General features: G+C 74.3%; 16 protein-coding genes. 12 read left to right on the forward strand and 4 right to left on the reverse strand.

The annotated features are described in order from the left end of the window. The first annotated feature begins 60 nt into the window (after nucleotides 1-60). The 6 genes from ABTY20_RS00280 to argF all read left to right on the forward strand — a co-directional run bounded on the left by ABTY20_RS00280 (nucleotide 61) and on the right by argF (nucleotide 8,353). Nucleotides 61-531 carry a DUF6099 family protein gene (locus tag ABTY20_RS00280; RefSeq protein WP_351994755.1) on the forward strand — a complete coding sequence of 157 codons (471 nt, stop codon included), beginning with the start codon at nucleotides 61-63 and terminating at the stop codon, nucleotides 529-531. A gap of 159 nt (nucleotides 532-690) precedes the next feature. After that, nucleotides 691-1,614 carry an LLM class F420-dependent oxidoreductase gene (locus ABTY20_RS00285; protein WP_351994756.1) on the forward strand — a complete coding sequence of 308 codons (924 nt, stop codon included), beginning with the start codon at nucleotides 691-693 and terminating at the stop codon, nucleotides 1,612-1,614. Between the two features lie 161 nt (nucleotides 1,615-1,775). After that, nucleotides 1,776-3,239 (forward strand): 3' terminal RNA ribose 2'-O-methyltransferase Hen1, encoded by a 1,464-nt coding sequence (locus tag ABTY20_RS00290; protein WP_351994757.1) that lies wholly within the window; start codon nucleotides 1,776-1,778, stop codon nucleotides 3,237-3,239. After that, nucleotides 3,236-5,788, forward strand: coding sequence for a polynucleotide kinase-phosphatase (locus ABTY20_RS00295; RefSeq protein ID WP_351994758.1), 2,553 nt, complete (start codon nucleotides 3,236-3,238; stop codon nucleotides 5,786-5,788). Before ABTY20_RS00290 ends, ABTY20_RS00295 begins: the two co-directional genes overlap by 4 nt. A gap of 261 nt (nucleotides 5,789-6,049) precedes the next feature. Next, entirely contained in the window at nucleotides 6,050-7,285 is a 1,236-nt protein-coding gene (locus tag ABTY20_RS00300) for an arginine deiminase (RefSeq protein ID WP_351994759.1), read from the forward strand. Between the two features lie 60 nt (nucleotides 7,286-7,345). After that, nucleotides 7,346-8,353, forward strand: coding sequence for an ornithine carbamoyltransferase (argF, locus tag ABTY20_RS00305; RefSeq protein WP_351994760.1), 1,008 nt, complete (start codon nucleotides 7,346-7,348; stop codon nucleotides 8,351-8,353). Nucleotides 8,354-8,367: 14 nt separating this feature from the next. Here argF and ABTY20_RS00310 read toward each other — a convergent pair whose 3' ends face one another. After that, complete coding sequence (locus tag ABTY20_RS00310; protein ID WP_351994761.1) at nucleotides 8,368-8,796, reverse strand: ATP-binding protein; 429 nt, start codon at nucleotides 8,794-8,796, stop codon at nucleotides 8,368-8,370. Between the two features lie 205 nt (nucleotides 8,797-9,001). Here ABTY20_RS00310 and ABTY20_RS00315 point away from each other — a divergent pair, with 205 nt between their 5' ends. Both ABTY20_RS00315 and ABTY20_RS00320 read left to right on the forward strand, forming a co-directional pair. Beyond that, on the forward strand, nucleotides 9,002-9,829 hold the full coding sequence (locus ABTY20_RS00315; protein WP_351994762.1) for an enoyl-CoA hydratase family protein: 828 nt from the start codon (nucleotides 9,002-9,004) through the stop codon (nucleotides 9,827-9,829). Nucleotides 9,830-9,833: 4 nt separating this feature from the next. After that, nucleotides 9,834-12,227, forward strand: a complete 2,394-nt coding sequence (locus ABTY20_RS00320; protein WP_351994763.1) for a bifunctional salicylyl-CoA 5-hydroxylase/oxidoreductase — start codon at nucleotides 9,834-9,836, stop codon at nucleotides 12,225-12,227. A 44-nt stretch (nucleotides 12,228-12,271) separates the two neighbouring features. Here the strand turns inward: ABTY20_RS00320 and ABTY20_RS00325 are convergent, their stop codons facing one another. Then, nucleotides 12,272-13,093 carry a PaaX family transcriptional regulator gene (locus ABTY20_RS00325; RefSeq protein ID WP_351994764.1) on the reverse strand — a complete coding sequence of 274 codons (822 nt, stop codon included), beginning with the start codon at nucleotides 13,091-13,093 and terminating at the stop codon, nucleotides 12,272-12,274. Nucleotides 13,094-13,129: 36 nt separating this feature from the next. Beyond that, nucleotides 13,130-14,740, reverse strand: coding sequence for an AMP-binding protein (locus ABTY20_RS00330; protein WP_351994765.1), 1,611 nt, complete (start codon nucleotides 14,738-14,740; stop codon nucleotides 13,130-13,132). Nucleotides 14,741-14,857: 117 nt separating this feature from the next. On the opposite strand from ABTY20_RS00330, the gene ABTY20_RS00335 reads away from it, so the two are divergent. The 3 genes from ABTY20_RS00335 to ABTY20_RS00345 all read left to right on the forward strand — a co-directional run bounded on the left by ABTY20_RS00335 (nucleotide 14,858) and on the right by ABTY20_RS00345 (nucleotide 16,955). Beyond that, the gene (locus tag ABTY20_RS00335) at nucleotides 14,858-15,997 is read left to right on the forward strand and encodes an acyl-CoA dehydrogenase family protein (protein ID WP_351994766.1); all 1,140 of its coding nucleotides are present in this window, start codon (nucleotides 14,858-14,860) and stop codon (nucleotides 15,995-15,997) included. After that, a complete protein-coding gene (locus ABTY20_RS00340; protein ID WP_351994767.1) occupies nucleotides 15,994-16,392 on the forward strand; it encodes a RidA family protein in 399 nt (132 codons plus the stop codon). The genes ABTY20_RS00335 and ABTY20_RS00340 overlap by 4 nt, the downstream gene beginning before the upstream one ends. Nucleotides 16,393-16,511: 119 nt before the next feature. Next, nucleotides 16,512-16,955, forward strand: a complete 444-nt coding sequence (locus ABTY20_RS00345; RefSeq protein ID WP_351994768.1) for a DUF6299 family protein — start codon at nucleotides 16,512-16,514, stop codon at nucleotides 16,953-16,955. Nucleotides 16,956-16,969: 14 nt separating this feature from the next. Here ABTY20_RS00345 and ABTY20_RS00350 read toward each other — a convergent pair whose 3' ends face one another. Beyond that, nucleotides 16,970-18,028: a PucR family transcriptional regulator gene (locus ABTY20_RS00350; protein WP_351994769.1), complete on the reverse strand. Its 1,059-nt coding sequence runs from the start codon at nucleotides 18,026-18,028 to the stop codon at nucleotides 16,970-16,972. A gap of 384 nt (nucleotides 18,029-18,412) precedes the next feature. Between ABTY20_RS00350 and ABTY20_RS00355 the strand changes: the two genes are divergently transcribed. After that, entirely contained in the window at nucleotides 18,413-20,458 is a 2,046-nt protein-coding gene (locus ABTY20_RS00355) for an SPFH domain-containing protein (protein WP_351994770.1), read from the forward strand. The last annotated feature ends 178 nt before the right edge of the window (nucleotides 20,459-20,636 follow it).

Below are 20,636 nucleotides of genomic sequence, written 5' to 3' on the forward strand. Positions count from 1 at the left end.
ACAGGGGAGTTCAACGGATGCGGACGCGTGGGCAGCGCGTCGGACGGACGGGGGCAGCGCATGGACGCTGTGCGGCTCATCATGACGAGCAGGCGAGCCCTGGCCGCGGGCGGCGGCGCGGGGGAGCTGCTGACCGAGGTGTGGCAGGCGCAGGCCCTGGCGCAGGCGATAGGGAGCCGCCTCGCCGTCGCCGGCCCACCCGAACTACGGGGCGAGGCGCTGGGGTTGACCGAGCTGGCAGGCCGTGGCTGCGGAGTGCTCGACATCCCGGACCTGGATCCGGGCGAACTGCGCGCGGCCCGGCTCACCGAGCTGGGCGAGCCCCACCCGGTCCTGATGCACCTCGGCGGTCTGCTCGGCGAGGTCGGCATCGCCCTGGTGGGCCTCGCCTCCTCCGCGGAGGACGAGGCGACGTACTGGCAGTGCATGGAGGCCATCGACGCGGCGGACGAGTCCCGTGACCGCGTCCTGGAAATGCTCCGCAAACTGGCCACCCACGAAGCCCTCCTCCTGCAACGAGAAGCCGGCTGACCCCCACCCGCCCACCGCTCACCGCCCTCCGCGGGCAGTCGTGCCGCAGGGGCGACGGGGCACCTCCCGCTCGAGCGGAGCCGGGAGCGGCGGAGACACCCCGCCAGCGCCGCCCCGCTGAGCTGCGCGAATCCGTCCCGGACCGTGCAGGATGGAACCATGGATCTTCGCATCTTCACCGAACCCCAGCAGGGCGCCACCTACGACACCCTCCTCACCGTCGCCAAGGCCACCGAGGACCTCGGCTTCGACGCCTTCTTCCGCTCCGACCATTACCTCAGCATGGGCTCCGCCGACGGCCTGCCCGGCCCCACCGACGCCTGGATCACCCTCGCCGGCCTCGCCCGCGAGACCAGGCGCATCCGGCTCGGCACCCTGATGACCGCCGGCACCTTCCGCCTCCCCGGCGTGCTCGCCATCCAGGTCGCCCAGGTCGACCAGATGTCCGGCGGCCGCGTCGAGCTGGGCCTGGGCGCCGGCTGGTTCGAGGAGGAGCACAAGGCGTACGGCATCCCCTTCCCCAAGGAGAAGTTCGCCCGCCTGGAGGAGCAGCTGGAGATCGTCACCGGCCTGTGGGCCACCGAGACCGGCAAGACCTTCGACTACCACGGCACCCACTACGACCTCACCAGGTCGCCCGCGCTGCCCAAGCCGGCCCAGTCCAAGGTGCCGGTCCTCATCGGCGGCCACGGCGCGACCCGCACCCCGCGCCTGGCGGCCCGGTTCGCCGACGAGTTCAACATGCCCTTCGCCTCGATCGAGGACACCGCCCGCCAGTTCGGCCGGGTCCGCGACGCCGCCCGGGAGGCCGGCCGCGACCCGGGCGACCTCGTCTACTCCAACGCCCTGGTCGTCTGCGTCGGCAAGGACGACCAGGAGGTCGCCCGCCGCGCCGCCGCGATCGGCCGCGAGGTCGACGAGCTCAGGGCCAACGGCCTGGCGGGCTCCCCGGCCGAGGTCGTCGACAAGATCGGCCGCTACGCCGAGACCGGCTGCAGCCGCGTCTACCTCCAGGTCCTCGACCTGCACGACCTCGACCACCTGGAGCTGATCTCCGCCCAGGTCCAGTCCCAGCTGTCGTAGCACCCGCCCGCGGGAAACGGGGCCGTCCGTGCGCACGGGCGGCCCCGCCGCACGCGCCCCGAAATTCCCGGAGCCTTCCCGACCGTTCCCGGTACGTTGGCACCGCGCGCCCGCATCCGGCGCGTACCCGCAGCTCAGAAGGGTTTCGAGGTGTAACCACCGTGTTCCTGACGATCAGTACCACCGGCTCCCCCCAGCGCCCCGCGACCGACCTCGGTTTCCTGCTCCACAAGCATCCCGAGAAGGCGCAGGCGTTCTCCACGTCCTACGGCACGGCGCACGTCCTCTACCCCGAGGCGGACGCCGAGCGCTGCACGGCGGCGCTGCTGCTGGAGGTGGACGCGGTGGCACTGGTCCGGCGCGGCAGGGGCAAGGGCCGCGGCGGCGCCCCCGACGCCGCCCTCGCGCAGTACGTCAACGACCGCCCGTACGCGGCGTCCTCCCTGCTCGCCGTCGCGCTGAGCGGTGTCTTCTCCAGCGCGATGCGCGGGGTGTGCGCCGCCCGCCCGGAGCTCCCCGCGCAGCCGCGCCCGCTGCGCGTCGAGGTGCCCGCGCTGCCCGCCCGCGGCGGCGCCGGACTCGTCCGCCGGCTCTTCGAGCCGCTCGGCTGGACGGTCACCGCCGAGCCCGTGGCCCTGGACGCCGAGTTCCCCGAGTGGGGCGAGTCGCGGTACGTGCGCCTGGTCCTGGAGGCGGGCACGCTCACCCTCGCCGAGGCCCTGCGCCACCTGTACGTCCTGCTCCCCGTCCTCGACGACGCCAAGCACTACTGGGTCTCCCCCGACGAGGTCGACAAGCTGCTGCGCGCCGGTGAGGGCTGGCTGCCCGGGCACCCGGAGCAGAAGCTGATCACCAGCCGCTACCTCTCCCGCCGCTGGTCGCTGACCCGCCGGGCCATGGAGCGCCTCGAGCTGGTCCGGCTGGCCGAGGCCGACGACAGCGACGTCGAGGAGATCGACAACGCCGTGACGGCGGAGACGGAGGCGGAGGAGAGGCCGACCCCGCTCGCCGTGCGGCGGCGGGAGGCGATCCTCGCCGCGCTCCGCGCGTCCGGCGCCGCCCGGGTGCTCGACCTCGGCTGCGGCCAGGGCCAGCTCGTCCAGGCACTGCTCGAGGACCCGTCGTTCACCGAGATCGTCGGCGTCGACGTGTCGACGCGGGCGCTCGCCGTCGCCTCCCGGCGGCTCAGGCTGGACCGCATGGGGGAGCGGCAGGCGGCGCGCGTCCGGCTCCTCCAGGGATCGCTGTCCTACACCGACAAGCGCCTCAAGGGCTACGACGCCGCCGTGCTCAGCGAGGTGATCGAGCACCTCGACCCGCCCCGGCTGCCCGCCCTGGAATACGCGGTGTTCGGCGCGGCCCGCCCCCGCACGGTCCTCGTGACCACCCCCAACGTGGAGTACAACGTGCGCTGGGAGACCCTCCCGGCCGGCCACGTCCGCCACGGTGACCACCGCTTCGAGTGGACCCGCGCGGAGTTTCGCGCCTGGGCGGCCGAGGTGGCCGGACGCCACGGCTACGCGGTGGAGTTCCTCCCCGTCGGACCGGACGACCCCGAGGTCGGACCGCCCACCCAGATGGCCGTGTTCACGGCCGGCACCGCTCAGGAGGCGAAGGCCGCATGACCACCACCGACACCTCCGCGCGGCCCCGCGCCCTGCCCGTCACCGACCTCTCCCTCGTGGTGCTCGTCGGCGCCTCCGGGTCGGGCAAGTCCACCTTCGCCCGCCGCCACTTCAAGCCCACCGAGGTCGTCTCCTCCGACTTCTGCCGCGGCCTGGTCGCCGACGACGAGAACGACCAGAGCGCGTCGCGCGACGCCTTCGACGTGCTGCACTACATCGCCGGCAAGCGGCTGGCCGCCGGCCGCCGCACCGTCGTCGACGCGACCAACGTGCAGCAGGAGGGCCGGCGGCAGCTGATCGAGCTGGCCAGGAAGCACGACGTCCTGCCGATCGCCATCGTGCTCGACGTGCCCGAGCAGGTGTGCGCCGAGCGCAACGCGGCCCGCACCGACCGCGCCGACATGCCCCGCCGGGTGATCCAGCGCCACACCCGCGAACTCCGCCGCTCCCTGCGCCACCTGGAGCGCGAGGGCTTCCGCAAGGTGCACGTGCTGCGCGGCGTGGAGGAGGTCGAGCACGCCACCGTCGTCACCGAGAAGCGGTTCAACGACCTCACCCACCTCACCGGCCCCTTCGACGTCATCGGCGACGTCCACGGCTGCGCGGCCGAACTGGAGGCGCTGCTCGGCAAGCTGGGGTACGTCGACGGCACGCACCCCGAGGGCCGCACGGCCGTCTTCGTCGGCGACCTCGTCGACCGCGGCCCGGACAGCCCCGGTGTGCTGCGCCGCGTGATGGCCATGGTGAAGGCGGGCGACGCGCTGTGCGTGCCCGGCAACCACGAGAACAAGTTCGGCCGCCACCTCAGGGGCCGCAGGGTGCAGCACACCCACGGACTGGCCGAGACCGTCGCGCAGATGGACGGCGAGAGCGAGGAGTTCCGCGCCGAGGTGCGGGAGTTCATCGACGGACTGGTCAGCCACTACGTCCTCGACGGCGGCCGGCTGGTGGTCTGCCACGCCGGTCTGCCGGAGAAGTACCACGGCCGCACCTCCGGCCGGGTCCGCAGCCACGCCCTCTACGGCGACACCACCGGCGAGACCGACGAGTTCGGCCTGCCCGTGCGCTACCCGTGGGCGGAGGACTACCGCGGCCGGGCCGCCGTGGTCTACGGCCACACCCCGGTCCCGGAGGCGACCTGGCTCAACAACACCATCTGCCTGGACACCGGCGCCGTCTTCGGCGGCAAGCTCACCGCGCTGCGCTGGCCGGAGCGGGAACTGGTCGACGTGCCGGCCGAGCGGGTCTGGTACGAGCCGGCCCGCCCGCTGCGCACCGAGGCCCCCGGCGGCCACGAGGGCCGTCCGCTGGACCTGGCGGACGTGCACGGGCGCCGCTTCGTCGAGACCCGGCACCACGGCCGGATAGCGGTCCGCGAGGAGAACGCCGCCGCGGCCCTGGAGGTCATGAGCCGCTTCGCGATCGACCCGCGCCTGCTGCCGTACCTCCCGCCGACGATGGCGCCCACCGCCACCTCGCAGCTCGACGGCTACCTGGAGCACCCGGTCGAGGCGTTCGCCCAGTACGCGCGGGACGGCGTGGCCCGGGTGGTGTGCGAGGAGAAGCACATGGGCTCCCGCGCGGTCGCCCTGGTCTGCCGCGACGCCGACGCGGCCGCCCGGCGCTTCGGCGCCTGCGGAGGGGAGACCGGTTCGCTGTACACCCGCACCGGCCGCCCCTTCTTCGCCGACGCCTCCGCCACGGAGGAGGTCCTCGGCCGGCTGCGCACGGCGGTCACCGAGGCCGGCCTGTGGGCGGAACTCGACACCGACTGGCTGCTGCTGGACGCCGAACTGATGCCGTGGTCGCTGAAGGCCTCGGGTCTGCTGCGCTCCCAGTACGCGGCGGTCGGCGCCGCCTCCGGCGCGGCCTTCCCGGGCGCCCTGGCCGCCCTGGAGGGCGCCGCGGCCCGCGGGGTGGACGTCGGGGACCTGCTGGCCCGTCAGCGCGAGCGGGCGGACGCCGCCTCGGCGTTCACCGCCGCGTACCGCCGCTACTGCTGGCCCGTCGACGGCCTGGAGGGCGTCCGGCTGGCCCCGTTCCAGATCCTCGCCGTCCAGGGCCGCAGCCTGGCCGCCCTGCCCCACGACGAGCAGCTCGCCCTCATCGACCGCATGGTCGAGCACGACACCACCGGACTGCTGCGGACCACCCGCCGCCTCCACGTCGACACGGCCGACCCCGAGTCCGTGCGCGCCGGAGTCGACTGGTGGCTGGAGATGACCGGGCGCGGCGGCGAGGGCATGGTCGTCAAGCCGGCCGGCGCGCTGGTCCACGACGACAAGGGCCGTCCGGTGCAGCCCGGCGTCAAGTGCCGGGGCCGCGAGTACCTGCGGATCGTCTACGGCCCCGAGTACACCCGTCCGGAGAACCTGGCCCGCCTGCGCCACCGCTTCCTCGGCCACAAGCGCTCCCTCGCCCTGCGCGAGTACGCCCTGGGTCTGGAGGCCCTGGACCGCCTGGCCGGGGGCGAGCCGTTGTGGCGGGTCCACGAGCCGGTCTTCGCCGTACTGGCCCTGGAGTCGGAGCCGGTGGACCCGCGGCTGTAGGGGGACGGACGCGCACCGCGGCCCGGTCCGGGCGGGCCCTCCGGGGCCTGTCCGGACCGGGCCGGTTTCCGCCCCGGTCCGGGCGGGCCCGCGATCGCGCCCCTGCCCTCCTGCCCGCCGGTCCCCGCGCCACGGCGGGCACCCCGCCGGCCGGATCGCCGCCCGGGCCGGGGCGGGCCGGGTCCGGCGCAGGCGGAGGGCCGGGACCCGGGAGCCGGGGGACAGGGGTGAACCCGTGCCCGGGCGGTCAGGATGAAAGGCATGACCTACCACGTCGACTCCGAGGCCGGGCGGCTGCGCCGCGTGATCCTGCACCGGCCCGATCTCGAGCTCAAGAGGCTCACCCCCAGCAACAAGGACGCCCTGCTCTTCGACGACGTGCTCTGGGTGCGCCGGGCGCGCGCCGAGCACGACGGGTTCGCCGACGTGCTGCGCGACCGCGGTGTCGTCGTCCACCTCTTCGGCGACCTGCTCACCGAGACGCTGGACCTCCCGCAGGCCCGCGCGCTCGTCCTGGACCGCGTCTTCGACGAGAAGGAGTACGGTCCGCTGGCCACCGACCACCTGCGGGCCGCGTTCGAGACGCTGCCGGCGCCCGAGCTCGCCGAGGTGCTGATCGGCGGGATGACCAAGCGGGAGTTCCTGGACGCCCACCCGGAGCCCACCTCGGTGCGCTTCCACGCGATGGAGCTCGACGACTTCCTGCTCGGCCCGCTGCCCAACCACCTCTTCACCCGCGACACCTCCGCCTGGATCTACGACGGCGTCGCGATCAACGCGATGCGCTGGCCGGCCCGGCAGCGCGAGACCGTGCACTTCGAGGCGATCTACCGGCACCACCCGCTGTTCCGCGCGGAGCCCTTCCGCGTCTGGTCCGAGGGGCAGGCCGACTACCCGTCCACCATCGAGGGCGGGGACGTGCTGGTCATCGGCAACGGCGCGGTGCTGATCGGGATGAGCGAGCGGACCACCCCGCAGGCGGTGGAGATGCTGGCGCACAAGCTGTTCGCGGCCGGCTCCGCCCACACCATCGTCGCCCTCGACATGCCGAAGCGGCGGGCCTTCATGCACCTCGACACCGTGATGACGATGGTCGACGGCGACACCTTCACCCAGTACGCGGGCCTCGGCATGCTCCGCTCGTACACCATCGAGCCGGGCGCGGGGGACAAGGAGCTGAAGGTCACCGACCATCCGCCGGAGCACATGCACCGCGCGATCGCCGCCGCGCTGGGGCTCAGCGAGATCCGGGTGCTGACCGCCACCCAGGACGTGCACGCGGCCGAGCGCGAGCAGTGGGACGACGGCTGCAACGTCCTGGCCGTCGAGCCGGGCGTCGTCGTCGCCTACGAACGGAACGTCACCACCAACACGCACCTGCGCAAGCAGGGCATCGAGGTGATAGAGATCCCCGGCAGCGAGCTGGGCCGGGGCAGGGGCGGGCCGCGCTGCATGAGCTGTCCCGTCCAGCGGGACGCGGTACCGGGGGCTGTATAGAAATACAAAAGTTCGTATATACTTCCAACGATTCGTGTCCCCCCATCCCTGGAGCACCCCATGGCGTCTGTCCCGACCGCCCTCGCCGGCCGCCACTTCCTCAAGGAGGTGGACTTCACGGCGGAGGAGTTCCTCGGCCTGCTGGAGCTGGCCGCCGAACTGAAGGCGGCCAAGCGGGCCGGGACCGAGCACCGGTACCTGCGGGGCAGGAACATCGCGCTGATCTTCGAGAAGACCTCGACGCGCACGCGCTGCGCGTTCGAGGTGGCGGCCGCCGACCAGGGCGCCTCGACGACGTACCTCGACCCGTCCGGCTCGCAGATCGGCCACAAGGAGTCCGTGAAGGACACCGCGCGGGTGCTGGGCCGGATGTACGACGGGATCGAGTACCGGGGCGACAGCCAGGCCAAGGTGGAGGAGCTCGCGGCGTACGCCGGGGTGCCCGTCTACAACGGGCTCACCGACGACTGGCACCCCACCCAGATGCTCGCCGACGTGCTGACGATGACCGAGCACAGCGCCAAGCCGCTCACGGACATCGCCTTCGCCTACCTCGGCGACGCCCGCTTCAACATGGGCAACTCCTACCTCGTGACCGCGGCCCTGCTGGGCATGGACGTGCGCATCGTCGCCCCGAAGTCCTACTGGCCCGCCGAGGAGGTCGTCGACCGGGCGCGGGAACTGGCCGCGTCGAGCGGGGCCCGCGTCACCCTCACCGAGGACGTCGCCGAGGGCGTCGCGGGCGCCGACTTCGTCGCCACGGACGTCTGGGTCTCCATGGGGGAGCCCAAGGAGGTCTGGGACGAGCGGATCGAGGCCCTCGCCCCGTACGCGGTGACCATGGACGTCCTGCGCGCCACGGGCAACCCGGACGTCCGGTTCCTGCACTGCCTGCCCGCCTTCCACGACCTCGGCACCAAGGTCGGCCGGGAGATCTTCGAGAGCCACGGCCTCACCTCCCTGGAGGTGACCGACGAGGTGTTCGAGTCGGCGCACTCGGTCGTCTTCGACGAGGCGGAGAACCGCATGCACACGATCAAGGCGGTCCTGGTCGCGACCCTCGCCTGAGCCGCCGCGTCCGCTCAGACCGGGCGGCGCTGGCCCGGCAGCCGGAACCACACCGCCTTGCCGGACTCGGTGGGGCGGTGTCCGCAGGACGAGCTCAGGGTGCGGATCAGCAGCAGCCCCCGCCCGTGCTCCTGCCAGGGATCGGGCATGCCGCGGGCCGGGCGGGTGAGGTCGCCGGGCGGCTCCGGGTCGGCGTCGTGCACCTCGACCTGGCAGCCGGTCGGCAGCAGCCGCACCACCAGCTCGATCGGGGTGCTCCCCGAGGTGTGCTCCACGGCGTTGGCCACCAGCTCCGCCGTCAGCAGCTCCGCCGTGTCGCAGTCGGCGGAGTGCTCCCGCTCGGCCAGTGCCGTACGGACCAGCGCACGGGCCACGGGCACCGCCGCGGTGGTGTGCGGCAGCGCGACGCGCCAGGAGGTGGGGGCGGCGGGAGGTTCGTGCACGGCGGATCCGTTCGTGGAGCGGGCGCTCCTGCTTTTCGGCTGCCCATGGTACGGCGCGCCCGGCGGGGCCCTTCGAGGGGGCGGGGTCCCGGGGCCCCGCCCGAACGGTGTATCGCGCACCCGTGACGACAGTCACCGAAGAGTGATAGATTCGTCGGGCAGAGCTCACTGAGCAGCGCAGCGCCCGCCCCAGGAGGCCGCCCTCATGAGTCCCTTCACCGGCTCCGCCGCCCGCACCGCCCACTGGGAGCACCTGCGCGTCGACCTCGCCGACGGCGTCGCCACGGTCACCCTCGCCCGCCCCGACAAGCTCAACGCGCTCACCTTCGGCGCCTACGCCGACCTGCGCGACCTGCTGGCCGAACTGTCCCGGGAGCGGACCGTGCGGGCCCTGGTGCTGGCCGGCGAGGGGCGCGGCTTCTGCTCCGGCGGCGACGTCGACGAGATCATCGGCGCCACCCTCGCCATGGACACCGCCCAGCTCCTCGACTTCAACCGGATGACCGGCCAGGTGGTGCGGGCGGTACGGGAGTGTCCGTTCCCGGTGATCGCCGCGGTGCACGGGGTGGCGGCGGGCGCCGGCGCGGTCCTCGCCCTGGCCGCCGACTTCAGGGTCGCCGACCCCGGCGCCCGCTTCGCCTTCCTCTTCACCCGGGTCGGCCTGTCGGGCGGTGACATGGGCGCGGCGTACCTCCTGCCCCGGGTGGTCGGTCTCGGCCACGCCACCCGGCTGCTGATGCTGGGCGACACGGTGCGCGCACCGGAGGCCGAGCGCATCGGCCTGGTCGGCGCGCTCGCCGACGAGGGCGGCGCCGACGAGGCCGCCCGCGCCCTGGCCCGCCGCCTGGCCGACGGCCCCGCCCTGGCCCACGCCCGGACCAAGGCCCTCCTCACGGCCGAACTGGACATGCCGCTGTCGGCGGCGGTCGAACTCGACGCGTCGACCCAGGCCCTCCTGATGAACGGCGAGGACTACGCGGAGTTCCACGCCGCCTTCACCGAGAAGCGCCCGCCGAAGTGGCGAGGGAGGTGAGGCGATGCCCGCAACGCAGGGGACCGCCACTCCTCCGGGGGCGCGGGACCGTTCCGGATCCGCGGCCACCGCCGCACGGGCGCGGTCGACCGGAACGGACCCGCGCCCGCCCGGAACGACGCACCGCCCCCGACGCATCGCGGTCGTCGGCGGAGGCCCCGGCGGCCTCTACACCGCCGCGCTGCTCAAGCGCCTGGACCCCGGCCGGGAGATCACCCTCTGGGAACGCAACGTCCCCGACCGGACCTTCGGCTTCGGAGTCGTCCTCTCGGACGAGACCCTCGGCGGCATCGAGCACGCCGACCCCGAGGTCCACGCGGCGCTGCAGAGGGACTTCGTCCGCTGGGACGACATCGACGTCGTCCACCGGGGCGTCCGCCACACCTGCGGGGGACACGGCTTCGCCGCCCTCGGCAGGCACCGCCTGCTGGAGATCCTGCACGAGCGCTGCCGCTCCCTCGGGGTCGACCTGCGCTTTCGCACCGAGGCCCCCGACCCGGCGCGGCTGGCGGAGACGTACGACCTGGTGGTGGCCGCCGACGGGGTGCACAGCACCACGCGCGAGGCCTTCGCCCACGTCTTCCGGCCCCGGATCACCGCGCACCGCTGCCGCTACATCTGGCTGGCCGCGGACTTCGCCTTCGACGCCTTCCGCTTCGAGACCGCCGAGACCGAGCACGGCGTGATGCAGCTCCACGGCTACCCGTACTCCACCGACGCCTCCACCGTGATCGTCGAGATGCGCGAGGAGGTGTGGCGGGCCGCCGGGTTCGACGGGATGGACGCGGGTGAGTCGGTCGGACGCTGCGCCAAGACCTTCGCCGACGCGCTCGGCGGGCGTCCGCTGAAGTCCGACGACTCGGCGTGGACCACCTTCCGCACGGTCGTCAACGAGCGCTGGTCGCACGGCACCGTCGTGCTGCTCGGCGACGCCGCCCACACCGCGCACTTCTCCATCGGCTCCGGCACCAAGCTCGCCGTCGAGGACGCGCTGGCGCTCGCCGCGTGCCTGGAGGAACACCCCTCGCCCGAGGCCGCGCTGGCCGCCTACGAGGCGGAGCGCCGGCCGGTCGTCGCCTCCGCCCAGCGCGCGGCCCGGGCCAGTCTGGAGTGGTTCGAGCAGCTCCACCTGTACCTCGACGAACCGCCCCGCCGGTTCGCCTTCAACCTGCTCACCCGCAGCCGTCGCGTCACCCACGACAACCTGCGGCTGCGCGACGCCCGCTTCACCGGGGCCGTGGAGCGCGAGTTCGGCTGCCCGCCCGGTACGCCCCCGATGTTCACCCCGTTCCGGATGCGCGGGCTGACCCTGCGCAACCGGGTCGTCGTCTCGCCCATGGACATGTACTCGGCGGTCGACGGCGTCCCCGGCGACTTCCACCTCGTGCACCTCGGCGCCCGTGCGCTCGGCGGGGCCGGACTGGTGATGACCGAGATGGTGTGCGTCAGCCCCGAGGGACGCATCACCCCGGGCTGTACGGGCCTCTACACCGGGCGGCAGGCCGAGGCGTGGCGGCGGATCACCGGCTTCGTGCACGAACGGGCGCCCGGCACCGCGGTCGGCGTGCAGCTCGGCCACAGCGGGCGCAAGGGCTCGACCAGGCCGATGTGGGAGGGCATGGACGAGCCGCTCGACGACGGCAACTGGCCCCTCGTCGCCGCCTCGCCCCTGCCGTACAAGCCCGGCGGGCAGGTGCCGCGCGAACTGTCCCGGGCCCAGCTCACCGATCTGAGGGAGCAGTTCGCGGCCGCCGCCGGGCGCGCCGCGCGGGCCGGATTCGACCTGCTCGAACTGCACTGCGCCCACGGCTACCTGCTCTCCGGTTTCCTCTCCCCGCTGACCAACCGCCGCACCGACGCCTACGGCGGCTCGCCGGAGAAGCGGCTCCGCTTCCCGCTGGAGGTGTTCGACGCGGTGCGCGCGGTGTGGCCCGGGGAGCGGCCGATGACCGTGCGGATCTCCGCCACCGACTGGGCGGAGGGCGGCACCACGGCCGAGGAGGCGGTCGCCGTCGCCCGTGCCTTCGCCGCGCACGGCGCCGACGCGATCGACGTGTCGACCGGGCAGGTCGTGGCCGACGAGCAGCCGGAGTTCGGGCGCTCGTACCAGACCCCGTTCGCCGACCGGATCCGGCACGAGGCGGGCGTCCCGGTGATCGCGGTCGGCGCGATCTCCTCCTGGGACGACGTCAACTCCCTGATCCTGGCCGGCCGCGCGGACCTGTGCGCGCTGGCCCGCCCCCACCTCTACGACCCCCACTGGACGCTCCACGCGGCGGCCGAGCAGGGCTACGAGGGGCCGGGCGCGGTCTGGCCGGCACCGTACCGGGCGGGCAGCAGACGGCCCCGGACCGGCCGCACGGACGCCCCCCGGCCCCGTCTCGCCCCGGGGGGCTGACCCGGACGCCACGAGCCCCGCGCGCGCCGCGCCGGCCCGGACGGCTACAGGTCGGCGAACACCGCCCCCGCGTCCCGCAGCCGCTCGTGCAGGGAGCGGAAGACGGCCGCCGAGCGGGCGCCCGGCCAGTCGGCGGGCAGCAGGGCGGCGGGCAGGCCCGGATCGGCGTAGGGGAGGTGGCGCCAGGAGTCCAGGGCGAGGAGGTAGTCGCGGTAGGCGTCCTCGGGCGGAGTCTGCGTGCGCCGCTCCCAGGCGCGCAGGACGCCCGCGTGCCGGTCCAGGAACGCCTCGTGCTGCTCGGCGATCCGCGCCAGGTCCCACCAGCGGGCGACCGCCTCGGCGGTGGGCGCGAAACCCAGGTGCTCGCCGCGGAAGAGGTCGACGTAGGAGTCGAGGCGCAGGCGCTCCAGGGTGTGCCGGGTCTCCTCGTACAGCCGTGCGGGGGCGATCCACACGCCGGGGGCCGCCGTGCCGAAGCCGAGACGGGACAGCCGGGAGCGCAGCACGTGCCGCTTCTGCCGCTCGGACTCCGGCACGGAGAACACGGCGAGCACCCAGCCCTCGTCCCGGGGCGGGTCGGTGGCGTACACGCGCCGGTCGCCGTCGTCGAGCAACTGGCGGGCTTCGGGCGACAGTTCGTAACCGGCCGCGCCCTGTGCGGTGCGTGCGGGGACGAGCAGGCCGCGCCGTTTGAGCCGGGACACCGAGGAGCGGACGGACGGGGCGTCCACGCCGACCGCGGCCAGCAGCCGGATCAGCTCGGCGACGGGCACCGGGCCCGGCGCCGAGCGGCCGTACGCGCCGTAGAACGTGACGATGAGGGACCTCGGCGCGTGGGGGGCTTGCTGGTCGGACACGTTGATCATCTTAAGTCGTGGCGGAGGGACACGGTCCGCCGGGCGTCACGCCCGGTCCTCCCCCGCCCCGGCGGGGGCGCGCAGCCGGAACCGCTGGAGCTTGCCGGTGGCCGTGCGCGGCAGGGCGTCCAGGAACACGATCTCCCGCGGGCACTTGTACGGGGCGAGCTCGGACCTCACGAAGGCGCGCAGCGCCTCGGCGTCGCGCCGCGCGCCCCGCGCGAGGACCGCGTACGCCACCACGACCTGCCCGCGCGCCTCGTCCGGCCGCCCGACCACCGCCGCCTCGACCACGTCCGGGTGGCGCAGCAGCGCGTCCTCGACCTCGGGGCCCGCGATGTTGTACCCGGCCGAGATGATCATGTCGTCGGCGCGGGCGACGTACCGGAAGTAGCCGTCGGGGTCGCGGACGTAGGTGTCGCCGGTGACGTTCCAGCCGCCGCGCACGTACTCCCGCTGGCGCGGGTCGGCGAGGTAGCGGCAGCCGACCGGGCCGCGCACCGCGAGCAGTCCCGGCTCCCCGTCGGGCACGGGGACCCCGTCGGCGTCCTGCACCCGGGCGTGCCAGCCGGGGACCGGGAGGCCGGTCGTGCCGGGTCTGACGTGCTCGTCGGCGGCGGAGACGAAGATGTGCAGCAGTTCGGTGGCGCCGATGCCGTTGATGATCCGCAGCCCGGTGCGCTCGTGCCAGGCCCGCCAGGTGGCGGCCGGCAGGTTCTCGCCCGCCGAGACGCAGCGGCGCAGTGACGCGACGTCGTGGCCGTCGAGGTGGGCGAGCATCGCGCGGTAGGCGGTGGGCGCGGTGAACAGCACCGTCACCCGGTGCGCGGCGATCGCGGACAGCAGCCGGTCGGGGTTCGCCTGTTCGAGGAGCAGCGCGCTCGCCCCGGCCCGCAGCGGGAACACCAGCAGGCCGCCGAGACCGAAGGTGAAGCCCAGCGGGGGACTGCCGGCGAACACGTCGTCCGGGACGGGCCTGAGCACGTGCCGGGAGAAGGTGTCCGCGATCGCCAGCACGTCCCGGTGGAAGTGCGCGCAGCCCTTGGGGCGTCCGGTGGTGCCGGAGGTGAAGGCGATCAGCGCCACGTCGTCGGCCGCGGTCGGCACGGCCTCGTACGGCGTCGTGGGCGCGGGGCGGTTCAGCAGGTCGCCGGGGGAGTCGCCGCCGTAGGTGGTGAGGGAGAGGCCCGGCACGTCGGCCCTGGCGAGGTCGTCGACGGACCTGACGTCGCACAGGGCGTGACGGACCCCGGCGATCCCGCAGACGGTGCTCAGCTCGTGCGGGCGCTGCTGGGCCAGCACGGTGACGGCGATCGCGCCCGCCTTCAGCACCGCCAGCCAGCAGGCGGCCAGCCACGGCGTGGTGGGGCCGCGCAGCAGCACCCGGTTGCCGGGGACGATCCCGAGGTCGCCGGTGAGCAGGTGCGCGAGCCGGTCCACGCGGGCGCGCAGCTCGTCGTAGGTCCAGGTGGTGCCGTCGGGCGTGTGGAACGCCGGGCGGTCCCCGGGCGGGCCGTGCAGCAGCCGTGCGGCGCAGTTCAGCCGCTCGGGGTAGCGCAGCTCCGGCAGGTCGAAGCGGAGCTCGGGCCACTGGTCGGGCGGCGGGAGGTGGTCGCGGGCGAAGGTGTCGACGTGTGCGGTGGCCCGTGGGTTCATGACGGTTCGCCCCCTCGGTGTGGTGGGCTCGCACCAGGAGCGTATCGCGTCGGTGACGACGGTCAACGGTTCGCGATAACCTCGGGAGTGGCCCAGCGGCGAGGGAAGGGACCGGCGATGACCGCATTCTCGCTCGACCCGGCACGGCTCGCCTGGTGCGCGGAGCTGCGCGAGCTGGCCGCGCGGCGGCTGCGGCCCCTCGCCGGGAAGGGCGGACCCGGCCGGGTCGACCGCCCCCTCCTCGCCGAACTCGGCTCCCTCGGCCTGCTGTCCCGCCTGTTCGCCTCGGGGGCGCTCGACCTGTGCCTGATGCGGGAGTCCCTGGCCCGGGTCTGCACCGAGGCGGAGACCGCCCTGGCCCTCCAGGGCCTGGGCGCCCATCCCGTCCACGCGCACGGCACCGGGGCCCAGCGCGCCCGCTGGCTCCCCCGGGTGGCCGACGGCACCGCGGTGGCGGCCTTCGCCCTGAGCGAGCCGGGCGCCGGCTCGGACGCGGCGGCGCTGTCGCTCACGGCGGAGCCGGCCGCCGGCGCCGCCCCGGGGCGGGGCTGGCGGCTCAGCGGCGAGAAGTGCTGGATCTCCAACGCCCCCGACGCCGACTTCTACACGGTCTTCGCCCGCACCACCCCCGGCGCCGGCGCGCGCGGCGTCACCGCCTTCCTGGTGCCCGCCGACCGCCCCGGCCTCACCGGCAGCCGCCTCGACATGCTCTCCCCGCACCCCATCGGCGCCCTCGCCTTCGACGCCGTGCCGGTGACCGCCGACGACGTGCTCGGCGAGGTGGACCGGGGGTTCCGGGTCGCCATGGGCACCCTCAACCTGTTCCGCCCCAGCGTCGGCGCCTTCGCGGTCGGCATGGCCCAGGCGGCCCTGGACGCCACCCTCGCCCACACCGCCCGGCGGGACGCCTTCGGCGGCAAGCTGAGGGACCTGCAGTCCGTCGCCCACCAGGTCGCCGAGATGGCCCTGCGCACGGAGGCGGCCCGGCTGATGGTGTACGCGGCGGCGACGGCGTACGACGACGGCGACGCCGACGTCCCCCGGCGCGCCGCGATGGCGAAGCTGCTGGCCACCGAGACCGCGCAGTACGTCGTCGACCGGGCCGTCCAGCTGCACGGTGCCCGCGCCCTGCAGCGCGGGCACCTGCTCGAACACCTCTACCGCGAGGTCCGCGCGCCCCGCGTCTACGAGGGGGCGAGCGAGGTCCAGCGCGGCATCATCGCCAAGGAGCTGTACGGGAACCTGGAGGACCGGTGAGCGCCGAACGCGTCAACCCGCCCGAACTCCCCCCGCCGGCCGGCTTCTCGCACGCCGTCGTCGCCACCGGCTCCCGGCTGGTGTTCCTGGCCGGCCAGACGGCGCTCGACGCCGACGGTCAGGTGGCCGGCGACACCCTGCCCGCACAGTTCGCGCGGGCCCTGGCCAACCTCCTCACCGCCCTGCGGGCGGCCGGCGGCGCCCCCGCCGACCTGGCCCGCGTCACCGTCTACGCCACCGACGTGGCCGCGTACCGCGCCCACGCCCGTGAGCTCGGCCGCCTCTGGCGGGAACTGGCCGGCCGCGACTACCCGGCGATGGCGGTCGTCGAGGTGGTCCGCCTCTGGGACGAACGGGCCCTGGTGGAACTCGACGGGTTCGCCCTGCTGCCCTGAGGGGCGGACCGGTCCGGGCCGCGGCCGACTCGCCACCGAAGGGGTGACGATGACCGGCCGCACCCCCTGCGCCGGGTACTGGTGGAATCCCTCATCCCACTCCATCCGGGAGGATTCCCATGTCCGTACGTCCCCTCCTCGGCGCGGCGGCCGGGTCCGCGCTGCTGCTGCTGGGTCTCGCCGCGGCGGCCCCCTCGGCGGCGTCGGCCGCCCCCTCCGACCCTGCGGAGTCCGTGACGGTCGACCCGCAGGGCCGGATGGCCGACGGCTTCGTCACCCTCTCCGGTACCTACCGCTGCCACGAGAGCGAGGGCCCGGTCTACGTCAGCTCCGCGGTCGGCCGGCCCTCGTCCGGTATCCGCCACTCCGTCGGCGGCACCCGCGCGGTGTGCGACGGCGAGGAGCACCGCTGGGAGAACAGCGGACACGTGCCCGCCGGCGCCCTCGAGGCGGGCCGGGCCCACGTCGAGGCCACCCTCCTGGAGATGCGCCCCAGCGGCATCGCCGTGCTGCCCGTCTTCCACGCGGTCCGGCAGCAGGAGATCACCCTGGTCGACGGCTGACCCGGGCCCCTCCCTCACAGCTCGCCGGCGGGCCAGTCCAGCAGGCGCGCGCCGATCACCGCCGTCTGGAGCATGTAGCGGTGGGCGGCGTCCGACGGGTCGGCGCCGGTGAGCTTGTGGATCCGCTCCAGGCGGTAGGTCAGCGCGCGCACGCTCAGCGAGAGCCGCCGGGCCGCCTCCGCGGCGACACAGCCGGAGTCGAAGTACGCGGTGAGCGTGTCCAGGAGGGGCCGGGCGCCGCCGCGGGCCCCGGTCAGCGGTCCCAGGGTGTTGTGCACCAGATCGGCCATGGCCTGCCGGTCACGGGCCAGGACGGGGTAGACGAGCAGGTCGGCGGCGTGCAGCACCGGCTCGTCGAGCCCCAGGCGCTCGGCTATCTCCAGTGAGTTCAGCGCCTCCTCGTAGGACTGGACGACACCGCCGGGCCCCGGCTGCGGGCGCCCGACGGCGACCTGGCCGCCGTCGGTGGCGGCGTGCGCCTGCTTCGCGAAGTACGTGAGCACCTCCCGCTGGTGCCCGGGCGCGACGCACAGCAGCCGTCCGTCCTTGGTGGTGAGCAGGATGCTGCGGTTGCCGAACCGGGAGATCAGCGCGCGCTCCACCTGCCGCGGCACCGGGTCCCCCTCGTCGTAGGCGACCGGGCCCCGGGCGACGGCGACCGCGTGCTCGTGGGACAGCCGCAGACCGAAGCGCTCGGCCCGCTCCGCCAGCCGCCCCAGGTCACTGCGGCCGTAGAGCAGGTCGTCGATGAACTCCCGCCGCGCCGCCTCCTCCTGACGCACCGCCATCCGCTGCGCCCGCTCGTACCCCTCGGCGAACGCGTCCACGACCTGCTGCACGGCGGCGAGCACGCCGTCGACGGAGTCCGTGCCGCGCGGCCACGTCCCGCGGGCGCCGGACAGGTGCGCGTTGACGAGGGAACGCAGACCGAAGCCCGCCTCCGCGGCCCGTTCCCCCAGGGCCCGCCGGGAGGCGATCTCGTCCCGGGTGAGGCGTCTGCCGGTGGCCGCGACCTCGGCCAGGATGCGGGCATAGCCGTCGAGATACTCCTCCGGGATCTCCCGTTCCGCCACGTCTTCCCCCCACTCTTGACGCTTCCCTGACGCGTCGGATGTGTCACACCGGAACCCAGACCCTAATGAACATTGCCGGACACCGGCAATGCGCGGGTGCGTCACACACGGGCAGCATGGTCCGCGGGGAGCACCGCGGACGGTTCCGGTGCCGGGTACCGGCAGGTGCCCGGGCCGGGACCCGGAGGGGAGCGGTGCACCCCCGCGACGTGAGCGGTGGGCGGAAGGGCGCGCCGGATGCGGACGGCGTCCGTCCGCGCCCGGCGCAGAACCGCGGCGCCCGCCGCGCCGTCTCCTCCTCCACCGGACACGCACCCGCCTCGTCCGACGGGGCGCCGCCCCACCCGACTTCCGCCCGCATTCCAGCCCAGAAGGACGTGCCCCATGGATGCCGCCACCGTGGGCATCGCCGTACTCGCCGGCGTCGCCCTGCTGCTCCTGCTCATCGGCCTGCTCGTCGTCTCCAAGCTGTTCCGCAAGGTGGAGCAGGGCAAGGCCCTGATCGTCTCCAGGACCCGCAGGGTCGACGTGACGTTCACCGGGTCGGTCGTGCTGCCGGTGCTGCACAAGGCCGAGGTGATGGACATCTCGGTGAAGACCATCGAGATCACCCGGGCCGGCAAGGAGGGCCTGATCTGCCGGGACAACATCCGGGCGGACATCCGCATCACCTTCTTCGTCAAGGTCAACAAGACCGTCGACGACGTCATCAAGGTCGCCCAGGCCGTCGGCACCGCGCGGGCCAGCGACCGCGACACGCTCCAGGAGCTGTTCCACGCCAAGTTCTCCGAGGCGCTGAAGACCGTCGGCAAGCAGATGGACTTCACCGACCTCTACACCAAGCGCGAGGAACTGCGGTACCGCATCATCGAGGTCATCGGCGTCGACCTGAACGGCTACCACCTCGAGGACGCCGCGATCGACTACCTGGAGCAGACGCCGCTGGCCCAGCTCGACCCGGGCAACGTCCTCGACGCGCAGGGCATCCGCAAGATCACCGAGCTGACGGCGGTGGAGCACGTCCGCACCAACGAGGCCCAGCGCAACGAGCAGAAGGAGATCACCCGGCAGGACGTCGACGCCCGCGAGGCGATCCTGGAGCTGGAGCGCCGGCAGGCCGACGCCGAGATCAAGCAGAAGCGGGAGATCGAGACCGTACGGGCCCGCGAGGAGGCCGAGACCGCGCGGGTGGTGGAGGAGGAGCGGCTGCGCGCGCAGAGCGCCTTCCTGCGCACCGAGGAGCAGCTCGGCGTGCAGCGCGAGAACCAGGCCCGCGAGGTCGCCGTCGCCGCCAAGAACCGCGAGCGGGTCATCGCCGTGGAGAGCGAGCGCATCGAGAAGGACCGCCTGCTGGAGGTCATCGCCCGCGAGCGGGAGACCCAGCTGACCCGGATCGCCGCCGACAAGGAGGTCGAGGCGGAGAAGCGGGAGATCGCCGAGGTCGTCCGCGAACGGGTCGCGGTGGACCGCACGGTCGCCGAGCAGGAGGAGTCCATCAAGAAGCTGCGGGCCGTCGAGGAGGCCGAGCGGCAGCGCCAGGCCGTGATCATCGCCGCGGAGGCCGAGGCGCAGGAGCAGCTGGTCAAGGACATCAAGGCCGCGGAGGCCGCCGAGCGGGCCGCCACCCACCGCGCCGCCGAGGAACTCACCCTCGCCGAGGCCCGGCTGAAGACCGCCGACCTCGACGCGCGGGCCAAGCTGCGGCTGGCCGAGGGCGTCCAGGCGGAGTCCGCGGCCGAGGGACTGGCCGCCGTGCAGATCCGCGACAAGGAGGCCGAGGTCATCGAGAAGGCGGGCCGCGCCGAGGCCGAGGCCACCCAGGCCCGGCTGCGCGCGGAGGCCGAGGGGGCGCGCGCCAAGGCCCTCGCCGACGCGGAGGCCATCGGCGGCAGGCTCCGCGCCGAGGCGGCCGGCCTCACCGAGAAGGCGGCGGCGATGGCCGCCCTCGACGAGGCGTCCCGCGGCCACGAGGAGTACCGGCTGCGGCTGGAGGCCGAGAAGGACATCCGGCTCGCCGGACTGGACGTGCAGCGGCAGGTCGCCGAGGCGCAGGCCACCGTCCTCGCGACCGGGCTGGAGAACGCGGACATCAGCATCGTCGGCGGGGAGTCGGTCTTCCTCGACCGCCTCGTCTCCTCGATCGCGCTCGGCAAGGGCGTGGACGGCTTCGTCCAGCACTCCGAGACCGCGCGGGCCCTCGCCGGGCCCTGGCTGGACGGCTCCGCGAGCTTCACCGACGACCTGAGCCGGATCCTGGGCTCCGTCTCCACCGCCGACGTGCAGAACCTCACGGTCTCCGCGCTGCTGATGCGGCTGATGGGGCAGGGCGGTGAGGACACCGGACGGTTCCAGGAACTGATCGAGAAAGCCGGTGAGTTGGGCCTGGCGGACACACCACTGGCCGTGCTGAACGGCCGTGCCGGGGCCTGACCACCCTCCGGGGGGGGGGGGGGGGGGGGGGGGGGGGGGGGGGCGCCCCCCCCCCCCCCCCCCCCGACCCCCCCCCCCCCCCCCCCCCCCCCCCCCCCCCCCCCCCCCCCCCCCCCCCCCACCCCCCCCCCCCCCCCCCCCCCCCCCCCCCCCCCCCCCCCCCCCCCCCCCCCCCCGT

It is taken from the genome of Streptomyces sp. NPDC126497 (assembly GCF_040302425.1).
Classification (GTDB): Bacteria; Actinomycetota; Actinomycetes; order Streptomycetales; family Streptomycetaceae; genus Streptomyces.